19 protein-coding genes are annotated in these 20,005 nt (G+C 45.6%); 9 read left to right on the top strand and 10 right to left on the bottom strand.

Annotation, left to right across the window (positions count from 1 at the left end; translation table 11 throughout):
- Positions 1–1,539, bottom strand: coding sequence for a hybrid sensor histidine kinase/response regulator (locus tag RBH92_RS06205; protein WP_307933736.1), 1,539 nt, complete (start codon positions 1,537–1,539; stop codon positions 1–3).
- Between the two features lie 326 nt (positions 1,540–1,865).
- Between RBH92_RS06205 and RBH92_RS06200 the strand changes: the two genes are divergently transcribed.
- The 8 genes from RBH92_RS06200 (at position 1,866) to RBH92_RS06165 (ending at position 8,791) form a co-directional block, all read left to right on the top strand.
- Positions 1,866–3,317, top strand: a complete 1,452-nt coding sequence (locus RBH92_RS06200) for a flagellin N-terminal helical domain-containing protein (RefSeq protein ID WP_292923349.1) — start codon at positions 1,866–1,868, stop codon at positions 3,315–3,317.
- Positions 3,318–3,404: 87 nt separating this feature from the next.
- Positions 3,405–3,776, top strand: coding sequence for a flagellar protein FlaG (locus RBH92_RS06195; RefSeq protein ID WP_307933735.1), 372 nt, complete (start codon positions 3,405–3,407; stop codon positions 3,774–3,776).
- Positions 3,777–3,800: 24 nt separating this feature from the next.
- Positions 3,801–5,777 (top strand): flagellar filament capping protein FliD, encoded by a 1,977-nt coding sequence (gene fliD / locus RBH92_RS06190; protein WP_307933734.1) that lies wholly within the window; start codon positions 3,801–3,803, stop codon positions 5,775–5,777.
- A 42-nt stretch (positions 5,778–5,819) separates the two neighbouring features.
- On the top strand, positions 5,820–6,245 hold the full coding sequence (fliS, locus tag RBH92_RS06185) for a flagellar export chaperone FliS (protein WP_307933733.1): 426 nt from the start codon (positions 5,820–5,822) through the stop codon (positions 6,243–6,245).
- A gap of 27 nt (positions 6,246–6,272) precedes the next feature.
- Positions 6,273–6,602, top strand: coding sequence for a flagellar protein FliT (locus RBH92_RS06180; protein ID WP_307933732.1), 330 nt, complete (start codon positions 6,273–6,275; stop codon positions 6,600–6,602).
- 62 nt (positions 6,603–6,664) lie between these two features.
- Positions 6,665–7,702, top strand: a complete 1,038-nt coding sequence (gene fliK / locus RBH92_RS06175) for a flagellar hook-length control protein FliK (RefSeq protein ID WP_307933731.1) — start codon at positions 6,665–6,667, stop codon at positions 7,700–7,702.
- Positions 7,689–8,009 carry an EscU/YscU/HrcU family type III secretion system export apparatus switch protein gene (locus tag RBH92_RS06170; protein WP_307933730.1) on the top strand — a complete coding sequence of 107 codons (321 nt, stop codon included), beginning with the start codon at positions 7,689–7,691 and terminating at the stop codon, positions 8,007–8,009. The genes fliK and RBH92_RS06170 overlap by 14 nt, the downstream gene beginning before the upstream one ends.
- Before the next feature lie 5 nt (positions 8,010–8,014).
- Positions 8,015–8,791 carry a flagellar brake protein gene (locus RBH92_RS06165; protein WP_307933729.1) on the top strand — a complete coding sequence of 259 codons (777 nt, stop codon included), beginning with the start codon at positions 8,015–8,017 and terminating at the stop codon, positions 8,789–8,791.
- 7 nt (positions 8,792–8,798) lie between these two features.
- Here RBH92_RS06165 and rsmA read toward each other — a convergent pair whose 3' ends face one another.
- The 8 genes from rsmA to RBH92_RS06125 all read right to left on the bottom strand — a co-directional run bounded on the left by rsmA (position 8,799) and on the right by RBH92_RS06125 (position 17,549).
- Positions 8,799–9,575 (bottom strand): 16S rRNA (adenine(1518)-N(6)/adenine(1519)-N(6))-dimethyltransferase RsmA, encoded by a 777-nt coding sequence (rsmA, locus tag RBH92_RS06160; RefSeq protein ID WP_307933935.1) that lies wholly within the window; start codon positions 9,573–9,575, stop codon positions 8,799–8,801.
- A complete protein-coding gene (gene pdxA / locus RBH92_RS06155; protein WP_307933728.1) occupies positions 9,562–10,572 on the bottom strand; it encodes a 4-hydroxythreonine-4-phosphate dehydrogenase PdxA in 1,011 nt (336 codons plus the stop codon). The genes rsmA and pdxA overlap by 14 nt, the downstream gene beginning before the upstream one ends.
- Positions 10,569–11,891 carry a peptidylprolyl isomerase gene (locus RBH92_RS06150; protein ID WP_307933727.1) on the bottom strand — a complete coding sequence of 441 codons (1,323 nt, stop codon included), beginning with the start codon at positions 11,889–11,891 and terminating at the stop codon, positions 10,569–10,571. Before RBH92_RS06150 ends, pdxA begins: the two co-directional genes overlap by 4 nt.
- Positions 11,892–11,930: 39 nt before the next feature.
- Complete coding sequence (locus RBH92_RS06145; protein WP_307933726.1) at positions 11,931–14,126, bottom strand: LPS-assembly protein LptD; 2,196 nt, start codon at positions 14,124–14,126, stop codon at positions 11,931–11,933.
- Positions 14,127–14,322: 196 nt separating this feature from the next.
- A complete protein-coding gene (locus tag RBH92_RS06140; protein WP_292923329.1) occupies positions 14,323–14,667 on the bottom strand; it encodes a DMT family protein in 345 nt (114 codons plus the stop codon).
- A complete protein-coding gene (gene ubiD, locus RBH92_RS06135) occupies positions 14,668–16,131 on the bottom strand; it encodes a 4-hydroxy-3-polyprenylbenzoate decarboxylase (protein WP_307933725.1) in 1,464 nt (487 codons plus the stop codon).
- A gap of 9 nt (positions 16,132–16,140) precedes the next feature.
- Positions 16,141–17,010 carry a 4-hydroxybenzoate octaprenyltransferase gene (ubiA, locus tag RBH92_RS06130; protein ID WP_307933724.1) on the bottom strand — a complete coding sequence of 290 codons (870 nt, stop codon included), beginning with the start codon at positions 17,008–17,010 and terminating at the stop codon, positions 16,141–16,143.
- Positions 17,007–17,549 (bottom strand): chorismate--pyruvate lyase family protein, encoded by a 543-nt coding sequence (locus RBH92_RS06125; protein ID WP_307933723.1) that lies wholly within the window; start codon positions 17,547–17,549, stop codon positions 17,007–17,009. Before RBH92_RS06125 ends, ubiA begins: the two co-directional genes overlap by 4 nt.
- Positions 17,550–17,892: 343 nt before the next feature.
- On the opposite strand from RBH92_RS06125, the gene RBH92_RS06120 reads away from it, so the two are divergent.
- Entirely contained in the window at positions 17,893–19,038 is a 1,146-nt protein-coding gene (locus RBH92_RS06120; protein WP_307933722.1) for a GGDEF domain-containing protein, read from the top strand.
- Positions 19,039–19,066: 28 nt separating this feature from the next.
- Here RBH92_RS06120 and RBH92_RS06115 read toward each other — a convergent pair whose 3' ends face one another.
- Positions 19,067–19,999 carry a bestrophin family protein gene (locus tag RBH92_RS06115; protein ID WP_307933721.1) on the bottom strand — a complete coding sequence of 311 codons (933 nt, stop codon included), beginning with the start codon at positions 19,997–19,999 and terminating at the stop codon, positions 19,067–19,069.
- Between the last annotated feature and the right edge of the window lie 6 nt (positions 20,000–20,005).

The raw sequence follows: 20,005 nt of genomic DNA, 5'->3' as shown, positions 1-20,005 counted from the left end.
TCAATGCTTTACAGCTCTTTTTCTTGCTTTCGATGTCCCAGGCTGTATGAGTTCTGACTCATTTTTGGATTCGATCATATATTCGGAATGATACCCAAAATTTTCAGTAGGAATCAGTATCGTTACTTTGGTACCTTTCCCCGTCTCTCCCATAATGTGAAAATTCCCCTTTAATTGCTGGCAGCGTTCACGCATTCCACGAATCCCATATGATTCATGCTTTCCCATATCGAGATCGGTAATTCCTCGACCGTTATCTATTACTTCGAGCAAAACCATCTGATCTAACTCGACCAGCTTAACTTGAATATGCGTTGCACTGGCATGCTTGGAAATATTTGTCAGAGTCTCCTGGAAAATTCTGAAGATTGCAATCGAAAGATCCGAGTCTATTGAAATTTCATCGCTGCTGCAGGACACCCGGCACACAATACCCGTTCGATTACTAAACTCTTTGGCTTGCCACTGCACTGCCGCGACAATTCCACAATCAAGTATTCCGGGTCGTAAATCCAATGAAATCCTTCGTGTGCTATCGATCACACGATCAACAAGAGATTCAATGGATTTTGCCTTCTGCTGATAAAATTCAATAGGTCTGGCTGCTGAATCAAAAAATGGAAATAACTCACATTTAATAGCCGTTAGCGTCCCTCCGATATCATCATGAATTTCTCTTGCTATCCGGGCACGTTCCTGTTCTTTTACTTTTTGCAAGTAAGATGACAGTTCTGCAAGCTGTTCGCGTGAGCGGGCAATTTCACGTTCAGCCAGCTTATTGCGGGTAATATTGATCATGATCCCATCCCAAAGGGTCGCACCATCGGGCATTTTCCTTGGTGTTGCACGCAAGCTGATCCATTTAATATCGCTATCGCCTTTAACTTGAATGCATCCTTCCCAATTCCAAGTTGAAAGTTGCTTGGCAGATATCATCATCAGTTGATCATAATAAACTCTATCATCCGTCAGAATTAATTCCGGAAATAAGCCAGGATTACTGATCAGCATAGATGGCGACAACCCTAACAGGGTTTCGCTGGCATCGCTCACATATAAAAAACTTGCTTGGTGATTAGCATCCACTTGAAATTGAAAAACAACACCCGGAAGGTTAGATGTAATAGCCTGAAACAGTTCTTCACTTTTTTGCAGTGCAGTTTGCGTTGAAATAAATCGTTGATAATTTTCAGATTCACTGATACTTCGCCTTATTACCGGAACCAATCTCGCAAGATTCGTCTTGGTCAACAAATCGTAGGCCCCCAATCCCATTAGAAACTCCACTGCTTCATCGCTTATTTGATTGGAAACAACTATCACCGGAATGTCGGGTTTATTTTTTTTCGCAGTCTCAATTACTTGTATTGCAGTCAGTTGCGGCAAGTTATTTTCTGACAGAATCATGTCCCAAGTCTGTGTTTGAAGCGCATCTTCTAGTCCCTTCTTTGTATCAACACAAACATAGTCAGTTTGAAAATCACTTTCCGCAAGGATTTCCAATATCCGATTCACATCCTCATCCGAGGATTCAATCATTAATACCCTTAATGTCAAGTTACGAATCATCTGAGTTCTTCATCCATTAAAGCTGACAGGTCACGTAGCAGTACTCACAATTAACTACCTGAAAATCATTCCAATTTTACAAAACATTCGCGCTGTACAAAATACTTTATATCATGAATTACCGTTATTAATTCAAATATTAGATAAAAATCATGAAGGTAAATTCCTAAACTTTTCAAATCGCTTTCCGATAACTGCAAGCAACGGTGGTTGTATACCCTCTTGGATTGCGGGGCATGCCAGCGTATTAAAGGCAATAGTGCCTAAACTAAATAGTTGAAAAAAGGAGAACCCAAATGCCACAAATCATTAACTCTAACGTTGCCTCATTAAATGCACAACGCAACCTGAATACTTCACAAAATGCATTAAATACTTCATTGACACGATTGTCCTCAGGCTTGCGGATTAACAGCGCTAAGGATGATGCTGCAGGTCTTGCAATTTCTGAAAGAATGACCTCACAAATTCGCGGTTTAAATCAAGCTGTCCGCAATGCAAATGACGGTATTTCTCTTTCACAAACTGCTGAAGGCGCCTTAGGCGAAATCGGTGCCAACTTACAGAGGATCCGTGAATTGGCTGTTCAATCTGCCAATGCAACCAATAGCGCCGGTGACCGGGCTTCGCTCCAAGCTGAAGCTGCGCAATTGAGTGCCGAAGTTACTCGTGTAGCCAGCCAAACTCAATTTAATGGCTTAAACTTATTGGATGGTTCGTTCTTGAATCAAAGCTTCCAGGTCGGTGCCAATGCAAATCAAACTATCAACATCGCATCAATTTCTGATGCAAGAGCCACGGCATTAGGCAGCCACATACTGACAACCAATGGTACAGCAATGGGTACAGCAACCGCTGCTGCGGCTGCCTCTGCTGCCAATGGTGTTGCGGTAGAAGCCGGTTTAACACTTGCTAATAATAAAGGCGTCACCGGTAACATTAGCTATGCAGCGGGCGATGACGCTAAAGCTATTGCAGCGGCCATTAATACGGCTGCTTCGGGTATCGGCATCACTGCAACCGCATCCAACAGTGCCACACTCGGCAATCTATCAGGAACAGGCACAACTGCTTTAACAATCAATGGCAGCACAGTTTCTGCCACAATCACTGATGCCGCCGATCTAAGCGGTTTGGCTTCCGCCATTAACGGATTGCAATCTACTACCGGTGTCACCGCTTCATTCGCTTCTGCGACGGATAAATCGGCAATTACACTGTCAACATCAGATGGCCGTGACATCGTATTAGCAGATTTTACCAATGGCACCATCACCGCCGACGTCACTGCCGGCGCAACAACAAGGACGCTAACCAGTGGTGGTAATGACTCAACAACTGTCACGGGCACCATTGAACTTTCGAGCGCCTTCGGACAGATCACTGCGGCAGGAAGTAATGCCACGGAATTTGGTGCTACCACCAGCTCTTTCAATTCTGTAGCTACATTGGATATATCATCCGCAACCAATGCACAAACAGCGATCAGAACATTGGATGAAGCATTAAAATCCATTAACAGCTCACGTGGCGACTTGGGTGCGATTCAAAATCGCTTTAGTTCAACGATTGCAAACCTGCAAACCGCATCGGAAAATCTCTCAGCTTCTCGGAGCCGGATTCAAGATGCTGACTTTGCCGCAGAATCAGCAAACCTCACACGCGGACAAATTCTGCAGCAAGCTGGTGTTGCAATACTGGCACAAGCGAATTCACTGCCTAACAACGTACTCTCACTGTTACGTTAATAACAAACGTAATATTGCTTTAAAAACAGCTGAAAGAGCTCGGAAACCAATAAAATCCATGCTCTTTCAGTTATAAGGAGTCAGATCATGACTATCAGTCAATTAAATGGAACCAGCCTATCGCCAGTTCCTTCATTAACGACATCGACTACCAAGAAAATGTCCGCATCAAATACCGAGAACATTGCTATGGCGGCTTCTATCGTTGGATCAAAAATTGGTAATTCGATGGAATCCGAGGAACAAGTAAAGCAAGCCGTTCAGAAGATTCAGGGAACCGTTAATAACCTGGCACAAAATTTGCAGTTTTCGATTGATGAAGATACTGGAAAAACGATCATAAAGGTAATGGATGTGCATACCGAAGAAGTTATTCGTCAAATTCCAACAGAAGAAGCGGTTGAGATAGCTCGCACACTAGACAAAGTACAAGGCCTGTTATTCAACGGTAAGGCATAATTTAAACATAGGTAGAGTTTTGAAATGCTTTCATCACCCGGAATTGGATCAGGTTTAGATATTAATGGCATCGTAAGCAAACTAATGCAAGCGGAAAGCCGTCCACTTACTGCTTTGGATAGCAAAGAAGCACAGCAACAAACAAAATTAACTGCGTTTGGTAGCCTGAAGGGTGCATTATCCTCATTTCAAAATAGCCTTACCGCACTTTCAAGTCCGGCAAAATTTAACGCAATGACGGCAAGTATTGCAGATAACACATTAGCTAATGTCAGTGCGACATCTGCGGCGGTAAGCGGGAGTCATTCGATCGAGATTCAGACTCTCGCACAAGCGCAAAAATTAAAATCTGCTAATTTTTCTACTACAGATGCAACCATCGGAAGCGGTACTCTTACCATACAATTTGGTACCTATAGCGGTGGCTCATTTACTCTCAATCCGGAGAAATCCGCGAAATCAATAACCATTTCTTCTGGAAACTCATCACTCGCAGGTATTCGAGATGCAATAAACCAAGCTAAGGCAGGAGTTACCGCCAGTATTATCAATGATGGTTCGGGTAATCGATTGGTAATCGCTTCTAACGAAACAGGTTTAAGCAATGCGCTGAAAATAACTGCCATCGATAGCGACTCAACCAATACTGATAACGCTGGATTATCACAGCTTGTATATGACGCTTCCACCGGCGGAACAACTAATTTAACCCAAACAACTGCAGCCAGTAATGCATCATTAATCATTGATGGCATTGCAATCAGTAAAGCCAGCAATAAAATCACAGATGCCATTGAAGGTGTCACACTGGATCTATTGAAAGCAAATGCCGGGACCACTACAACTTTAAATTTAACTCGAGATACTGCCGGTATTAATAGCGCAATATCTTCATTCGTTAAAGCTTTTAACGATCTTAATAAAACAATTGTCGATGTATCAAAATATGATGCCGCGACCAAACAGGCTTCCATCTTAACCGGAGATTCAACGGTTCGCTCAGTGCAAACCCAAATTCGCAAAGCCATTTCTGATCCATTGACTACAGCTGGAGGAGGCCTTAGTTTATTATCGGAAGTGGGCATTTCTTTCCAAGCTGACGGAACACTAAAATTTGACTCTGGTAAATTAACACAAGTACTGAACGATCCAGCTAAAGATGTTTCAACATTATTCGCTTCAGTGGGAAGAACAAGTGATAGTCTTGTTTCGTTTGTAAGCGCTGATTCAAATACAGCGAATGGCAAATATGCGCTAAATATTACTCAACTTGCGACACACGGCACGGCTGTTGGCAGCACTGCCGCAGCGTTGACTATCAACACGGGAATCAATGATTCATTAAATTTCACGATTGATGGAGTCAATACCAGTATTACGCTTGCAGCGGGTGCCTATACTCCATCCTCTCTCGCTGCGGAAATTCAATCCAGAATCAATGGAACATCTGCAATATCGTCAGCGGGATTAAAAGTTACAGTCAGTGAATCGGCTGGGATCTTGACAGTTACTTCTAATAAATATGGTTCCGAATCCTCTGTAAAAATAACTGGAGGTAACGGAGAAACAGATCTTTTTGGCACTTCCGTTGAAACCGATGGGGTCGATGTTGCGGGAACAATAAATGGTGTTATTGCAACCGGTTCCGGCCAGACGCTAACCGGCGCAGCAGAGAGTAGCGGGCTGATTCTTAAAGTCACCGGAGGCAGCACTGGTAGTCGTGGGGATATTGATTTTGCACACGGATTTGCTCAAAAATTAAACAAAATAGTTGATGGCATGCTGAAGGGAAAACTAATCGACAGTCGCATCGATGGTATTAATGCATCCATTAAAGACATTGAAACCCAACGTGAAAAATTACAGTTACGGCTCGAAAATATCGAAAAACGCGTACGCGCGCAATTCACCGCACTTGATGCAACAATCGCAAGTATGACCCAAACAAGCAATTTCTTGCAGCAACAACTATCTAAACTACCAAGCCCAACAAATAATTAAACTTAAAAAATATCAGTCTTACACGATGCGAGGAGAATCATTATGTATACCGCCGGGAACTCTGCCATCTCTGCCTACCAACGTATTGGCGTTGAAACAAGTGTTGAAGCTGCCGATCCTTACAAGCTTATCTTGATGCTGTTCGAAGGTGCGCAAGAGGCTCTGAATAGAGCAAAAATGCATATGCAGCTTAACGAAATTGCCGAAAAAGGACGAATGATCTCAAAAGCCATCATGATTATTGATCATGGCTTAAAAGCAAGTCTGGATATGAATGCTGGTGGAGATTTAGCCATAAAATTACAAGCACTGTATGATTACATGACACATCAGCTATTAGTCGCCAATATTCAGAACAACGTAGAAAAAATTACTGAGGTTAATAAGCTTTTATCTGAACTCCATAGCGCATGGAAGGAGATTGGGCAATTTGCTGAAACTCAAAAAGAAACTCTGCATGTTAGATAGTTTTATAGAAAAAGGGCATTCCATACGATGAACAACTCTCAAACACTGATGACTTATAACGCAATACTCGCCACTACCGGAAAAATGCTTATTGCTGCACAAAATAGCGAATGGGATCAATTGACCAAGCTTGAGAAAGAGTGCAGACAATTGACCGACTCATTAATTAAAAATGACCCGGATCCCATCCTGGATGAAGAACTACTTCAAAAAAAAATAAAAATAATCCATCAAATCCTGGCCGATGACGCTCAAATTAAAGCGATCACAGAACCTTGGTTAAAAAAACTTGAAGGCATGCTTAATACAAGAGACCGGACATACAGCTTACAACAAGCCTATCAGTCCATCATCTAATAGCTGAATCCTTTACAACATGCTGTAAACAGACTTTCTAAACTTGAGATGGATAAGTTGTCGTGATCCCTTCTGTCCCAAAAATCGAAATACCCCATGGTACTGCACCCCCAATAAAACCTGTTACATCCATAACACCGGTTACGGCAATTACTCCTGCTTCGAGTACCGTAAACGAATTTATACAAGGCGAAAAATATCAAGCAGTAATTGAAGCGCGATTACTCAATGGAAATTCGCAAGTTTTGGTAGCCGGTCAACGTCTGCAAATGCAATTACCTGAATACCTGCAACCAGGACATAAACTTGATCTCGTATTTAGTTCAAAAGAACCGAATTTAAAATTCCTCCTCCTTAATGCCCTTCCCCCTGGAACCGACGAAAACATATCAATCAGCACTGCAGGCCGATTTCTCGGTAATCTCATACAAGATGTTTTGCAACAAACCGCAACCAAACCACCCCCCAGTTCTCCTGCCGTCAGCAGCTCTATGCCTATTTTGACTGGAAATCCAATAAATAAGACCGAATTACCCGGTTTATTGCAAAAAACAATTGTTCAAAGTGGATTATTCTATGAATCACATCAAGCACAGTGGATCAATGGAGAAACAAAGCTTGAAAATTTACAACAAGAACCACAAGGAAAATTGATGGTGTTATCGATGGATTCATCGCCAGCAAAAGTAGGGAATACCGCAGCCCTTAATTCTGACATGCCTGTGCATAGCCAGATAATTCCGTTGATTCAACAGCAGCTTAACACGCTTGAGACTGGCCACTTATTATGGCGAGGAGAAGTCTGGCAAGGGCAATTGATGGAGTGGGAAATTGATGAACATCCACAAAACGATGACAATCGTAATGAAAATGAATCCGCCGAGCAATGGCGGACGAAAATAAAACTATCGATGCCGCAACTTGGTGAAGTTATCGCCACCATTAGATTCAATTCGCAGGGTCTTAGGATTAGCTTGCATGTTTCGGAAGCAGACACCGCCAGCCTTTTGAAGATCAATCAAGCACCGTTTACTGCAGATTTAAAATCGGCTGGATTGAATATCCAATCAGTTGAGGTTCAGCACAATGGGACGAAATGAATCACATCTGACCGCAGTTGCTCTCGCATACCGGGAAGGGCAAGTTGCACCCAAAGTGGTTGCTAAAGGTCGGGGCTTGATTGCTCAAGAAATTATTAAACGTGCAAAGGAAGCAGGCATCTATGTTCATGAATCCAGTGATTTGGTTTCATTGTTGATGCAAGTAGACTTAGATGATCGCATTCCTCCACAACTTTATGTTGCCGTTGCAGAACTGCTTGCGTGGCTCTATCGCTTAGAGCGAGGAAAGACAAATCCATTATCTATGCATGATACTGATTCAATGCAAAATAATCCGGGGAAATAATAACTATGCAAATCTCGAATCAACGATCTGAAACTTCTTCAGTACTGGAACCGACCCAATTTGCTCAGGAAGAAAATAGTGAAAATTTCCGGATTCATTCGGAAATCGATATCCTTTTTATCCTTCGTGAAATCATGCAAGCAAATTCACTGATCACCGTCTATCCAAATTATGATAGCGATTTCATCTTATCATCCATCCTTGCAATTTATCCGGATAAAAAGCAGATGATCATTGATTACGGCGCTAATGAAAAATGTTGCCAAAAAGCGCTGCAGTCTGAAAAATTAGCAATAGTTACCACACAAAACCGGGTAAAAATAGAATTCGTTTGTAGTCAAGTCAGAAAACTACAGTTTGAAGGTCAGGATGCTTTTGCAGTCAACATACCTGAATCGCTCTTACGCATCCAGCGCCGGAGTCATTTCCGTATAACAACGCCGATTGCAAAACCAATGAAATGCGTTATTCCGATCCCCGGAACAAATGCTAACGCCGAAGTCGCGCTACTCGACATCAGTTGCGGCGGGATTGCTGTTATCGATCAGCACCCTGTCATCAACTTCGAACCTGGTACCGTTTATAACAACTGCCAGATTGCGCTTCCTGAAATAGGCACTATCACTGTCAACATTCAGGTAAAAAACACATATGAGATTACATTGCGAAGCGGCCAGAATTGCTTTCGTGCCGGCTGTCAATTTATTGAACTTAAAGGAAATATGCAGACAATGATACAACGTTACATCATAAAGCAAGAGCAAATAAGAAAAAATAAATGATCGCAGATCAATCCTTTTGGTTCAAATGGTTTGCAATCGCAACAAATTTTTCCACAGATAAATTTTCAGCACGAACGCCGGGGTCAATCTCCAACGCTATAAAATCTTCCGGCTTCAAATAATGATACAAAGCATTACGCAGTGTCTTACGCCGCTGAGAAAATGCCGCTATAACTATTCTTGAAAACAAATCATCATTCGCGGCTGTTATAACCGAATCCTTCTTTGGGATCATGCGAACCACGGCTGATTCAACTTTAGGCACCGGATTGAAAGACTCAGGCGAAACCTCAATAACATACGCCATATCGAAACGATACTGCAACATTACCGAGAGCCGGCCATACTGAGAAGTATCAGGCGCTCCAACCATTCGCTCAACGACTTCCTTTTGCAACATAAAGTGCATGTCGTGTATGTTTTCTGCAAATTGGCTCAAATGAAATAACAAAGGCGTCGAGATATTGTAAGGCAGATTTCCGATGATTCTTAACTTTCTGCCTAAACTTGAGAAATCGAATTTAAGCGCATCCGACGTAAAAATGGTCAATTTCTCCGATGCAAGCTCGTGATGAAGCCAAGCCGAAATATCACGATCAATTTCAATCACATCCAGATGATCGACCATCCGGAGTAACGGTCTGGTTAACGCACCTAAGCCAGGGCCAATTTCAATAATCCGATCAGCCTTCTGGGGATGAATTTCTGAGATTATTTGCGCGATAACCGATTGATCGATTAAAAAATTCTGACCAAACCGCTTGCGTGGATTATGCCGCTTGATCACTGAGCAGAGCCTGATTTCGCGCTAAATGCACAGCTGATTCTATGGCTGCCAGCAAGCTTCCCGTATGAGCACGCCCGGTGCCGGCCAATTCCAAAGCCGTGCCGTGATCAACCGATGTGCGAATGATGGGTAATCCAAGTGTAATGTTGACACCTTCGCCAAAGCTGGCGTGTTTTAAAACGGGCAAGCCTTGATCGTGGTACATCGCAAAAACACAATCAAAATGCTTCAACAGCGCCGGGCTGAACAACGTATCCGCAGGTAGCGGACCTATTAACTGCATACCTTCGGAACGAAGCTTATCCAGTACCGGGATAATCACATCGATTTCCTCTCGCCCCAAGTGACCCGATTCACCCGCATGCGGATTAAGCCCTGCGACGGCAATACGAGGTTCGTCAATGTTAAAACGTGTTATCAGGTCTTTCCGGATGATACGCAATTTACTTTCGATATCGTCCGCAATGATAGCATCCGCAACCGCTCTGAGCGGCAGATGTGTCGTTGCCAATGCTACTCGCATGTTACCACCGGCCAGCATCATCACCACCGCGCTCTGCGTCAATTCAGCTAAATATTCAGTGTGGCCTGAGAAATGGATGCCGGCATCATTAATCACGCCTTTATGAACAGGGGCCGTTACCATACCATGCACTATTCCCGTTTGACAGGCAGTTACCGCTTGTTGCAAGGTCGCCAAAACATAACGAGCGTTAGCGGAATTTAACTTTCCCGCTACCGCCGGTTCAGCTAATGGAACATGCATAAATTGCAGATCGCCGGGTTGGTGTTGAGCCGGTGCAATCGCCGCATCGTCAATAAGCTTCAAGGGTAATTTCAGTTGCCGCGCGCGTTGCAGCAACATGTCACCATCCGCGATCACCACCAATTTACACGGTAATGGTTGTTGCGCAATTTGAACGCATAAATCGGGACCGATCCCGGCAGGCTCGCCTGCCGTCAGTGCCAGCGCGGGAATAAATTTTTCGCTCATAATTCTTCGTCCAAACGGTATTCCACATAGGCCTGGTCACGTAATTGCCTCAACCATTCCTGAATCACCACATCGGCCTTCCGGGTGCGTATTGCGTGCCGCGCTGCCTGACGGCGCCGGTCAAGACTGATGTCCTGCGAACGGCGTTCCAGCACCTGGATCAGATGCCAGCCGAATTGTGTCCGCACAGGCTCACTGATCTGCCCCGGCAACAATTCATTCATCGTGCGTTCGAAATCAGGCACGGTATCACCCGGTGAGAGCCAACCGAGATCACCACCGGCGGAAGCGCTGGAATCTTCGGAATAAAGCTTGGCGACTTCCTCAAAGTTTTCGCCATTATCCAATCGTTCTTTAATCGCAAGAATTTTCTGCCTCCCTTCGTTCTCCGACGTCAGTTCGTTAATTTTTATCAGTATATGACGAGTGTGGGTTTGATCGATAATGACTGTCGGCACTTCCTGGGCACGCCTGCCCAATAATTTAAAAATGTGAAAACCATTCGGACTCTGAATCACTGGTGTAATCTCATCCAGTTGCATTGACTCCAGCAGTTGCGCAAAAGATGGTCCTAATTGAGCAACCGGCCGCCATTCGATAATTCCACCGGTCTTGGCATCCGCAGCATCCGAAAATTCCGCCGCTACTTGTGCAAAATCCGTGCCTTCTTTCAGCTTTGCCAGTGCCATTTCCGCTCGCTCAGCCCTTTGCTCGATTTGACTGCTATTCATATTCTCCGTAACCAGAACCATGATATGAGCCAACCGGAATTCTTCCTGACCGTCACTGCTCGCTTCTTGAGTTTGTAAATAATTATCGACTTCCCCTTCCGTCACGTTCACTTGATTCTTAACTTCTCTATCCTTAAGCCGTGTCATAATCATTTCATCACGGATTTCCTCACGAAATTTGCCATAACTGACACCTTCATTTTCCAGCGCGGCATAAAATTCGGGAAGCGACAGCTTATTATCCTCGGCAATGCGTTGAATAGTCTCATCCACTTCGCTTTCGGCCACCGACAAACCGACTTCTTTAGCATGTTGAAGTTGGATGTGTTTGGTGATCACTGACTCTAATACTTGATTTTCCAGAGCCTGCTGCTCGGGTATGCGCATGCCCTGCTGCTGCAACCGGGCAACCGTCATCTTAATGGCTTCGTCTAGCTCTTGGCGGGTGACAACGTCTTCGTTGACCACCGCGACAATATGATTAATTGGTCTGGCGGCTGGAACAAAAGCCAATTCTTGGGCACTGACAGAAATAGAAAAGCTGCTGATAATAAGAAGAAAAATGCAGGAACAGAATCTCTTATGCATAAGATAGTGATACTAGAAGAAAGATTACAATCAACCGAATCAATGAACGCTGGTGTAACCCGGAATACTCTGTTGCAATACTTGCAATGGATTGTTGCCGATTCCCATCAACCCCTTCAGTTCCAATTGTACAAAAAATGCCGTGGTAGTCGTCTGTGTCGCTGTGGTCAAGCGTTGCATCACCAGTCTGAGCGCCCAACAGCAGGCGTTATACTCGAGACCGGCTAACCCAGCCAGAATCTTGTCATCCTTCAGCGAATAATTGACCCGCGTCACACCATGCCAGTTCCCGTACAGCGGCCACTGAAAAGAAGTATCAACCTGTTCCAGTACTTCGCGGGAAAAACGATAGCCGAAATTGAGCACTTTCCCTGGCTTCGGCTGGTAACTAACGCCACTCCGGACTTTTTCTATCCAGCCTCTGGATTCATCCATCTGAATATTGGAATCGGTGCTGAGCGTCGGTGTCAAACGGCCCGACACGGCGGCGACAAAATCATTTCTGCCGCTGGTAACTTGCGGAAAAGGCAAACTAACTCGCGGATCGGTAAAATTGATTTGCTGACCCACGGCAATACGCAAGTGCTCGATACCCGTTTCCTTTTCAATAAATCGCGATGTCAAAGCCAGCACCGTCCGGTTCGCATCATTAATCCGGTCGCCGCCGCTAAAACGATTCTCGGTCAGAATCTGGGCGAAGCTGAAGTCATTGATCGCGGAATCGAAATTCGGCAAATAGCTTTGGTTACGATAAGGCGCATAAACATAAAACAAACGCGGTTCCAAGGTTTGCACAAAATCTCTACCACCCATTTTCATTTGACGGTCAAACGCAATGCCGCTGTCCAAACTTACAATCGGAACAGCACGATTGATGTTTTCCCCTTTGTCGTCGACCGGCGCGGCAAGATTATAATGCGTGTAATGCAAACCGAACTTTGGTGTGATATAGCCGTATTCATTCCGCAGCGGTGCGCTGACAGTGGGATACAGGATCGTCCGGTTACCATCGACCAGTGTCGGATGATAAAAGTTTGTCCAACTGCTCTGCATTTCAAAATCCAATTTCCCGACATTATATTTGGTCGCGTTTAAGGCCAGATGCGGTAATCGCTCGTAGGGAGAAACAAACAATGCAAACCGATCCTGCAGCGTCTGGAAACGCTGCGCAAAGCCGGTGAAATGCACCGCGCCATCATTTCCCAACCGCCCGTTATACGTAAAACCGCCCTGTTGCGACAGGTTAGTCAAGCTGGTTTGCGCCAGGTTCGGAGTCAGTTCGCGGAAATAGCGATCATCGGATACCTGATTATAGTTCAAAAAACCTCGCCAGCCGCTGGCGAGACTTTGCGTGTGCGTGTACAAAACACCCCAACGGGTTTGATTGGTATGAATGTCATGCGGAAGGATATCGAATAGCAAATGGCCATTCATATTATTGCTGCCGATATACCGCATTTCATTACTGAGCAAGAAACCGCGCTCGGTCATGATGCGGGGTGTAACGGTAGCATCCAGATTCGGCGCAATATTGAAATAAACCGGCAAACCCATATCAAAGCCGGTTCTGGCATTATAACCGGCAACCGGCGCGAGTAACCCCGATTTCCGCTGTCCGCTGTAGGAAAAATCCAACCAGGGTGAATACAAAATCGGCACGTCTTTGAATACCACTTGCACGTGTTTGGCGGTACCGATTTCTTTTTTGTTGTCGACTTCCAGTTCCTTGGTACGCAAATACCAGTCATGATTTCCTTCCGGGCAAGTCGTGTAACTGGTTTTTTTCACCCGGTAATGATCCTTGCCCTCGAACAATAAAATATCTCCGGAACCACGGCCCTCGCCCTCTTTCATCGAATAGCGCGGCTCGGTCAGCTGCCCCACCTCGGTTTGCATATTCAATTCCAGGTGCTTACCTTGCAACACGTCTTTAGGTCTTTCCAGGCGGATATTCCCTTCTACTTCGGTATCCTCGGATTGTTCATAGTACTTCATGCGATCGGCAGTGAGCACGTTATCACCGTGATGTAACACGGCATTACCGGTCGCTTCGATTTCTTGTTTGTAATAACCTTTAATGTAATCGGCTTCGATTGACACCGGCTTTTTTTGAGGTTTGACGATGGATTTTTTTTCATTCTCCACTGGTTGAGCGGGCCGCTTACTCCAACCGGTCAGTGGCAAAATCAGAAAAAATACCAGGATGAGTATACTGTAGGAAATTCGTATATTCATTTTGAAACTAATGCTGGGAATCCCAATTGAATAGGCTTAAATGCATGCTCCACTTGTTATCCAATGTATTCACCCGAATCTTATTAACATTTAGCGGATCTGATTAATTGATTTGCAAGCTATTGTACTATTTATTTCAGTACCCTATCCACCAAAAATCAGTCATTGCATGCGACAAATCATGCATTCGAAGGATTTATCGCGCACGAAACATAAAGTAAACCGCACCAACCATACACAATGCAGCCCATAAATAATCCAATTTCAGCGGTTCTTTTAAATACAACAGTGCAAAGGGCACGAACACTGACAGCGTAATGACTTCCTGCAGGATTTTAAGTTGTGCGACGGATAAAACCGTAAAACCGATCCGGTTGGCGGGAACCTGTAACATGTATTCAAAAAATGCGATCCCCCAGCTGATCAAAGCAGCAATCACCCAAGGCTTGTGATTGAGCTCTTTTAAATGCGCGTACCAGGCAAAGGTCATAAACACGTTGCTCATGGTCAGCAGCAGAATGGTTTGCCAAATCTCACGCATTTATAGCCCCAAATCCTGCCACATCGCATCGACTCGTTTTTTAACCTCATCATTCATCATGATCGGTGTTCCCCACTCGCGGCTGGTTTCTCCTGGAAATTTATGCGTCGCATCCAATCCCATCTTGCCGCCCAGCCCCGAAATCGGACTGGCAAAATCGAGATAATCGATCGGGGTATTTTCCACCAGCAAAGTGTCACGCACCGGATCGACCCGGGTGGTGATCGCCCAAATGACTTCCTTCCAGTCGCGGACATTGATATCGTCGTCGGTCACAATGATGAATTTTGTATACATGAATTGCCGCAAAAAACTCCAGATACCGAACATCACACGTTTACTATGTCCGGCGTATTGTTTTTTCATGCTGACCACCGCCATGCGATACGAACAGCCTTCCGGTGGCAAATAGAAATCGGTGATTTCCGGAAATTGCTTTTGCAGCAACGGCACGAACACTTCATTCAGCGCCACGCCAAGAATCGCCGGCTCATCCGGCGGTTTACCGGTGTAGGTGGAATGATAAATCGGATTGCGCCGCATGGTGATGCGGTCGATGGTCAATACCGGGAAGGTTTCCTGCTCATTGTAATAACCGGTATGATCGCCATAGGGTCCTTCCAGTGCGGTTTCGCCGGGATGGATCACACCTTCGAGTACGATCTCGGCACTCGCGGGAACTTGCAAATCGTTACCGATGCATTTCACCACTTCGGTCTTAGCGCCGCGCAGTAAGCCGGCAAACTGATATTCGCTTAATGTATCCGGCACCGGCGTCACAGCGCCTAAAATGGTTGCCGGATCGGCTCCCAAGGCGACAGCCACCGGGTAGGACATGTCTGGATTGAGCAAGCAGAATTCACGAAAATCGAGCGCACCGCCGCGGTGTGCCAGCCAGCGCATGATTACTTTATTAGGACTGATGACCTGCTGGCGGTAAATACCTAAATTCTGCCGGGTCTTATTCGGTCCCCGGGTAACGGTCAGACCCCAAGTAATCAACGGCGCAACATCACCCGGCCAGCAAGTTTGAACCGGTAGCTTGCCCAGATCGACATCACTGCCCTCCCACACAATTTCCTGACACGGCGCGTTGCTCAATTCCTTCGGCGCCATATTCAGTACCTGTTTCAACACCGGCAGTTTTTCCCAGGCATCCCTGAGTCCTTTGGGCGGGTCCGGTTCTTTTAGATACGCCAGTAATTTTCCAACATCGCGCAGCGCTTCGACCGATTCCTGCCCCATGCCCAACGCCACCCGCTTCGGTGTGCCGAACAAATTACCCAGTACCGGTATGGCATGTCCTTTGGGATGTTCAAATAATAATGCCGGTCCTTGCGACTTCAAAACACGATCGCAAATTTCCGTCATTTCCAGCGCGGGATCAACCGCCGTGACAATGCGTTTAAGCTCGCCCATCGCTTCCAATTGCGCTAAAAAATCACGCAGGTCTTTATAGTGCATTAAAAATCCTTAGCGCGGAAAAATCTGAAAATCCAGTGCGATACCGGCAAATACCACCATGCCCACCCAGTTATTGTGCAAAAAAGCCTTGAAACACAAGGCCCGGTCACGGTTGTGAATCAATGCGTATTGATAGACAATCAAAGCCACCGCAACTGCCAGGCCGGCGTAATAAGCCCAATTCATCGACTGCAATTGTCCGATTACCGCCATGATCGCGATGAAACAACTGTGGCATGCCATCACACCCGCCACGTCGAATTGTCCAAACGTAATTGCCGAAGTCTTAATGCCGATTTTCAAGTCATCGGGTTTATCAACCATCGCATACGCCGTATCGTAGGCGATCACCCAAAATAAATTCGCCAGCATCAGAATCCAGACAATCGCCGGCAGGCTCCCGGTTTGCGCAGCAAACGCCATCGGTATGCCGAAACTGAAGGCAGCGCCTAAATAAGCCTGCGGCATCGCAAAAAACCGTTTGGTGAAGGGATACGAAGCGGCCAGAAAAAGCGCTGGCACCGATAACAAAATCGTCAATTGATTCAATGGCAAAATCAGCAGAAATGCGACCAGACTCAATCCCCCCGCCAGCAACAACGCTTCCTTGGAATTCACCCGCCCCGACGCCATCGGACGATTCTTGGTTCGTTCGACATGCGGATCAAAATCACGATCAGCATAATCATTGATTACGCACCCGGCGGAACGCATCAACACCGTACCGGCAACGAAAATGATGAGGATATGCCAATCCGGTTGCCCCTCGGCAGCAAACCATAACCCCCACAGCATCGGCCATAACAACAGCAGAATACCAATCGGTTTGTCCAAGCGCATCAATTGCGCGTAAGTTTGAATTCGATCTGCCATGCTCATGACGGTAAATCCAAAATACCCGGTAAAAAAACTTCAGTTACTAAAATCGATTGCCCGTGCAACGTAAACAGCGAACGCCGCGCCCATAAAACCGGCGGCTTTGCCGGCAACCGGCGGCAGGCTCGTTCGTACAGAAAATGACCACGCCCGATTTTTTTAAACACCAAAGGAGTGCGCTTTATTTTCGGGTTTGTAAACAAAACGGTGCCAAGCGATTTATTGCCCAGACCGCTCAAACCTCGCCATGCGCCGCGCAGATTCTTGCGCGCCACCACCGAGTGCGCGAATACGACCGGTTTCTGATCACAGTAAAGATAAACCTCCCGCACCATGGCCCATTCGCAAGGGCGTAATTGCAAGATATCCAATTCGTCGCCGTACACCCTGCGTAGCGACTGAAACACCGGTTGCACGAAGAAATGTGAACAACGTTCTTGGATCCGGCGTGTCAAAGAACCGCGATCTTGCAACCAAATACGCTGAGGATATGAAACCGAGGTCAACGCCCCATGCCAGGCCAACGGATACGCTTTATTCATCGGGGTAAAGCGATTACTTCAAAAGGTTGCATGATAAAAATACGATCCGGAAGCGGAAACAAAGTCGCTAAAAAATTGAATCAGGATTATACAACAGTCTTTGCGAAGGAATTACAAAGCAAACCCAGCCATGCAGAATCGTTCCAACAATTTTCGTTATCACAAAAAGGCCCAGGCATCGTAGAAATTGTTATCGCAAAATTTAATAATTCATTCCATTTATACTTTCCCTTATGCAGAAGCGTGTTAAATTTATTTCTGATAGCTCACTAAAGGCTCTGATACCCAATAATTTGCGTTGAATTATCTTTCACTACTTTTCTCATTTTGCACAAAACATTGAATGAATAGCCCTTTGGAAAAATTGGAAGTCTTTCCCTGGAATGAAAATCTTGATACCGGAATTGCGGTTATTGATGCACAACACAGAAAGCTTGTTTCATTGCTTAATCAATTGGCTGCCACACTGACTCGCGGCAACCTGCTAGAAACCAATGATATTTTTACCAAACTGACACAATACGCCGAATTTCATTTTGAAACGGAAGAAGCGATCTGGGCCGAGCATTTAGGCGATGACTCCTGGCTTTCCTCGCATCAGCTCAGTCATTCATCGTTTCTTCCTAAAGTGCTTGAGCTTAAAGAAAGTGAAGCCACTCGATCGCATACCGAGGTGATTGAAAGTATCATTCTTTTTCTGATCCGCTGGCTGGCTTTCCATATCCTCGATAGCGACAAACGCATGGCATTTTTTATACAACATCGTCATGCAGGATTGTCTTTCGATGATGCGAAGATAGCATCCGACAAGAAAATGAGCGGCTCGATCCGGCTCGTCATTGAAACTGTCATGCACATGTACGATAGTTTATCGTCCACAACATTGGAATTGATGCGCGAAAGCCACAAACGGCTTGCGATCGAAAAGGAATTGCATAAAGCTAACAAGCAACTGCTCAAAGCCAATCTGAGACTGGAAGCGCTGGCGATTACGGATCAACTGACCGATCTGTATAACCGGCGGCATTTTAATAATGTCTTTGCCCGCGAATTGAAAAGAGCCAAGCGCGATAAAGCTCCGCTCGCTTTGATCATGCTGGATATCGACCATTTCAAGAAAATCAACGATCAACTTGGCCACAGCGCCGGCGACCGGGTGCTGATTCAAGTGGGTCAGAAGCTAAAAGAAATCTGCCATCGTCCCGGCGATTTCCCTTTTCGTCTCGGCGGTGAAGAATTCTGCATTCTCGCAGCCAATCTCGATCATCAAGGTACTGCGGAATTTGCGGAGATTATCCGAAAAAAAATCGAGGATCTGAATATTCCCAATCAATACATGAGCACCCAGCAATATTTGACCGTATCAATCGGTTGCGTCACGCAGATACCCGGCAAGGCGGATACCATCGACAGCTTCATGTCTATGGCGGATACCCGCTTGTATCAGGCCAAAGAACAAGGGCGCAACCGCGTTGTATGTGGCGCTTAGTCACCAACTTCCGGTGACCGGTACACCATCAAACTAACAAATCGTTCACCGGTTTCAAAACTTCCGGCCGATCGGGGTCGCCGATCAACTCCAGCAAATTAATTTCGATATTTCGTGAAATTGCAGTCAACGGCAGATCGTTCGGTTGCAAGCCGAAAGGATTTTCAATTTCATCACCGATCGCATCCAGTTCAAAAAACGCATAAGAAATCATCAGTACTACAACCGGTGTCAGCACACCGGTCATTTCAACCAGACCAAACGGCAAAAACAAACAATACGCCGCGACGATGCGGTGAATCAATACCGAATAGCTGAACGGAATCGGGGTGTTTTTAATGCGCTCGCAAGCACCCAGGACATTGGAAAATTCATTGAGTTGCGCTTCCATGAAGGGATGATTGAACTCCCCCAGCCACTGACGTTGCCGCGCTACGGCCAGATCATTGCTCAGTTGTTGTAGAATCGCCAACGGCCGATGTGCTGACGCAATCGCGCTGGAAAAATCATCCGCAGGTAAGAACTTTTTTATAGCTTCCGCCGGGTCCTCGTTACGCAAATGACAACGCAAAGCATGTGTGAAAGCAATGATACGTTTAACAAAAACCGTACGAAACTGCTTGACTTCGTCATGATCCCGCTGCGAATCGATCATATGACAAGCCTGGCGCGTCAAACTGCGGGTCGTATTGACCAAGGTTCCCCAAAGTTTACGGCCTTCCCAGAACTTATCGTAGGACGCGTTATTGCGAAACCCCAAGAAAACACCGACCGCTACGCCTATTAACGCAAATGGCGTGGTTGTGAGGGTGTATTTCTGGATGCCGTAATACATTTCCACATACGTCACTACCATCGCAACCATGGTCACACCCAAAATCCGCGGCCAGGTTTCCGTTAAGCTACTACCGCGGACTTGAAACAACAATCGCACCCAAGAAACTTTATCCTTTACAATCAATTACAT

The sequence above is a fragment of the Nitrosomonas sp. sh817 genome, assembly GCF_030908545.1.
Classification (GTDB): domain Bacteria; phylum Pseudomonadota; class Gammaproteobacteria; order Burkholderiales; family Nitrosomonadaceae; genus Nitrosomonas.
The sequence above is the reverse complement of the archived record's forward strand: the minus strand, read 5'-3'. Positions and strand labels throughout refer to the sequence as shown.

Coding starts and splice junctions, on each gene's coding strand:
- RBH92_RS06205 (WP_307933736.1), bottom strand. CDS start 1,539: ATGATTGAATCCTCGGATGAGGATGTGAATCGGATATTGGAAATCCTT.
- RBH92_RS06200 (WP_292923349.1), top strand. CDS start 1,866: ATGCCACAAATCATTAACTCTAACGTTGCCTCATTAAATGCACAACGC.
- RBH92_RS06195 (WP_307933735.1), top strand. CDS start 3,405: ATGACTATCAGTCAATTAAATGGAACCAGCCTATCGCCAGTTCCTTCA.
- fliD (WP_307933734.1), top strand. CDS start 3,801: ATGCTTTCATCACCCGGAATTGGATCAGGTTTAGATATTAATGGCATC.
- fliS (WP_307933733.1), top strand. CDS start 5,820: ATGTATACCGCCGGGAACTCTGCCATCTCTGCCTACCAACGTATTGGC.
- RBH92_RS06180 (WP_307933732.1), top strand. CDS start 6,273: ATGAACAACTCTCAAACACTGATGACTTATAACGCAATACTCGCCACT.
- RBH92_RS06170 (WP_307933730.1), top strand. CDS start 7,689: ATGGGACGAAATGAATCACATCTGACCGCAGTTGCTCTCGCATACCGG.
- RBH92_RS06165 (WP_307933729.1), top strand. CDS start 8,015: ATGCAAATCTCGAATCAACGATCTGAAACTTCTTCAGTACTGGAACCG.
- pdxA (WP_307933728.1), bottom strand. CDS start 10,572: ATGAGCGAAAAATTTATTCCCGCGCTGGCACTGACGGCAGGCGAGCCT.
- RBH92_RS06150 (WP_307933727.1), bottom strand. CDS start 11,891: ATGCATAAGAGATTCTGTTCCTGCATTTTTCTTCTTATTATCAGCAGC.
- RBH92_RS06145 (WP_307933726.1), bottom strand. CDS start 14,126: ATGAATATACGAATTTCCTACAGTATACTCATCCTGGTATTTTTTCTG.
- RBH92_RS06140 (WP_292923329.1), bottom strand. CDS start 14,667: ATGCGTGAGATTTGGCAAACCATTCTGCTGCTGACCATGAGCAACGTG.
- ubiD (WP_307933725.1), bottom strand. CDS start 16,131: ATGCACTATAAAGACCTGCGTGATTTTTTAGCGCAATTGGAAGCGATG.
- ubiA (WP_307933724.1), bottom strand. CDS start 17,010: ATGAGCATGGCAGATCGAATTCAAACTTACGCGCAATTGATGCGCTTG.
- RBH92_RS06125 (WP_307933723.1), bottom strand. CDS start 17,549: ATGAATAAAGCGTATCCGTTGGCCTGGCATGGGGCGTTGACCTCGGTT.
- RBH92_RS06120 (WP_307933722.1), top strand. CDS start 17,893: ATGAATAGCCCTTTGGAAAAATTGGAAGTCTTTCCCTGGAATGAAAAT.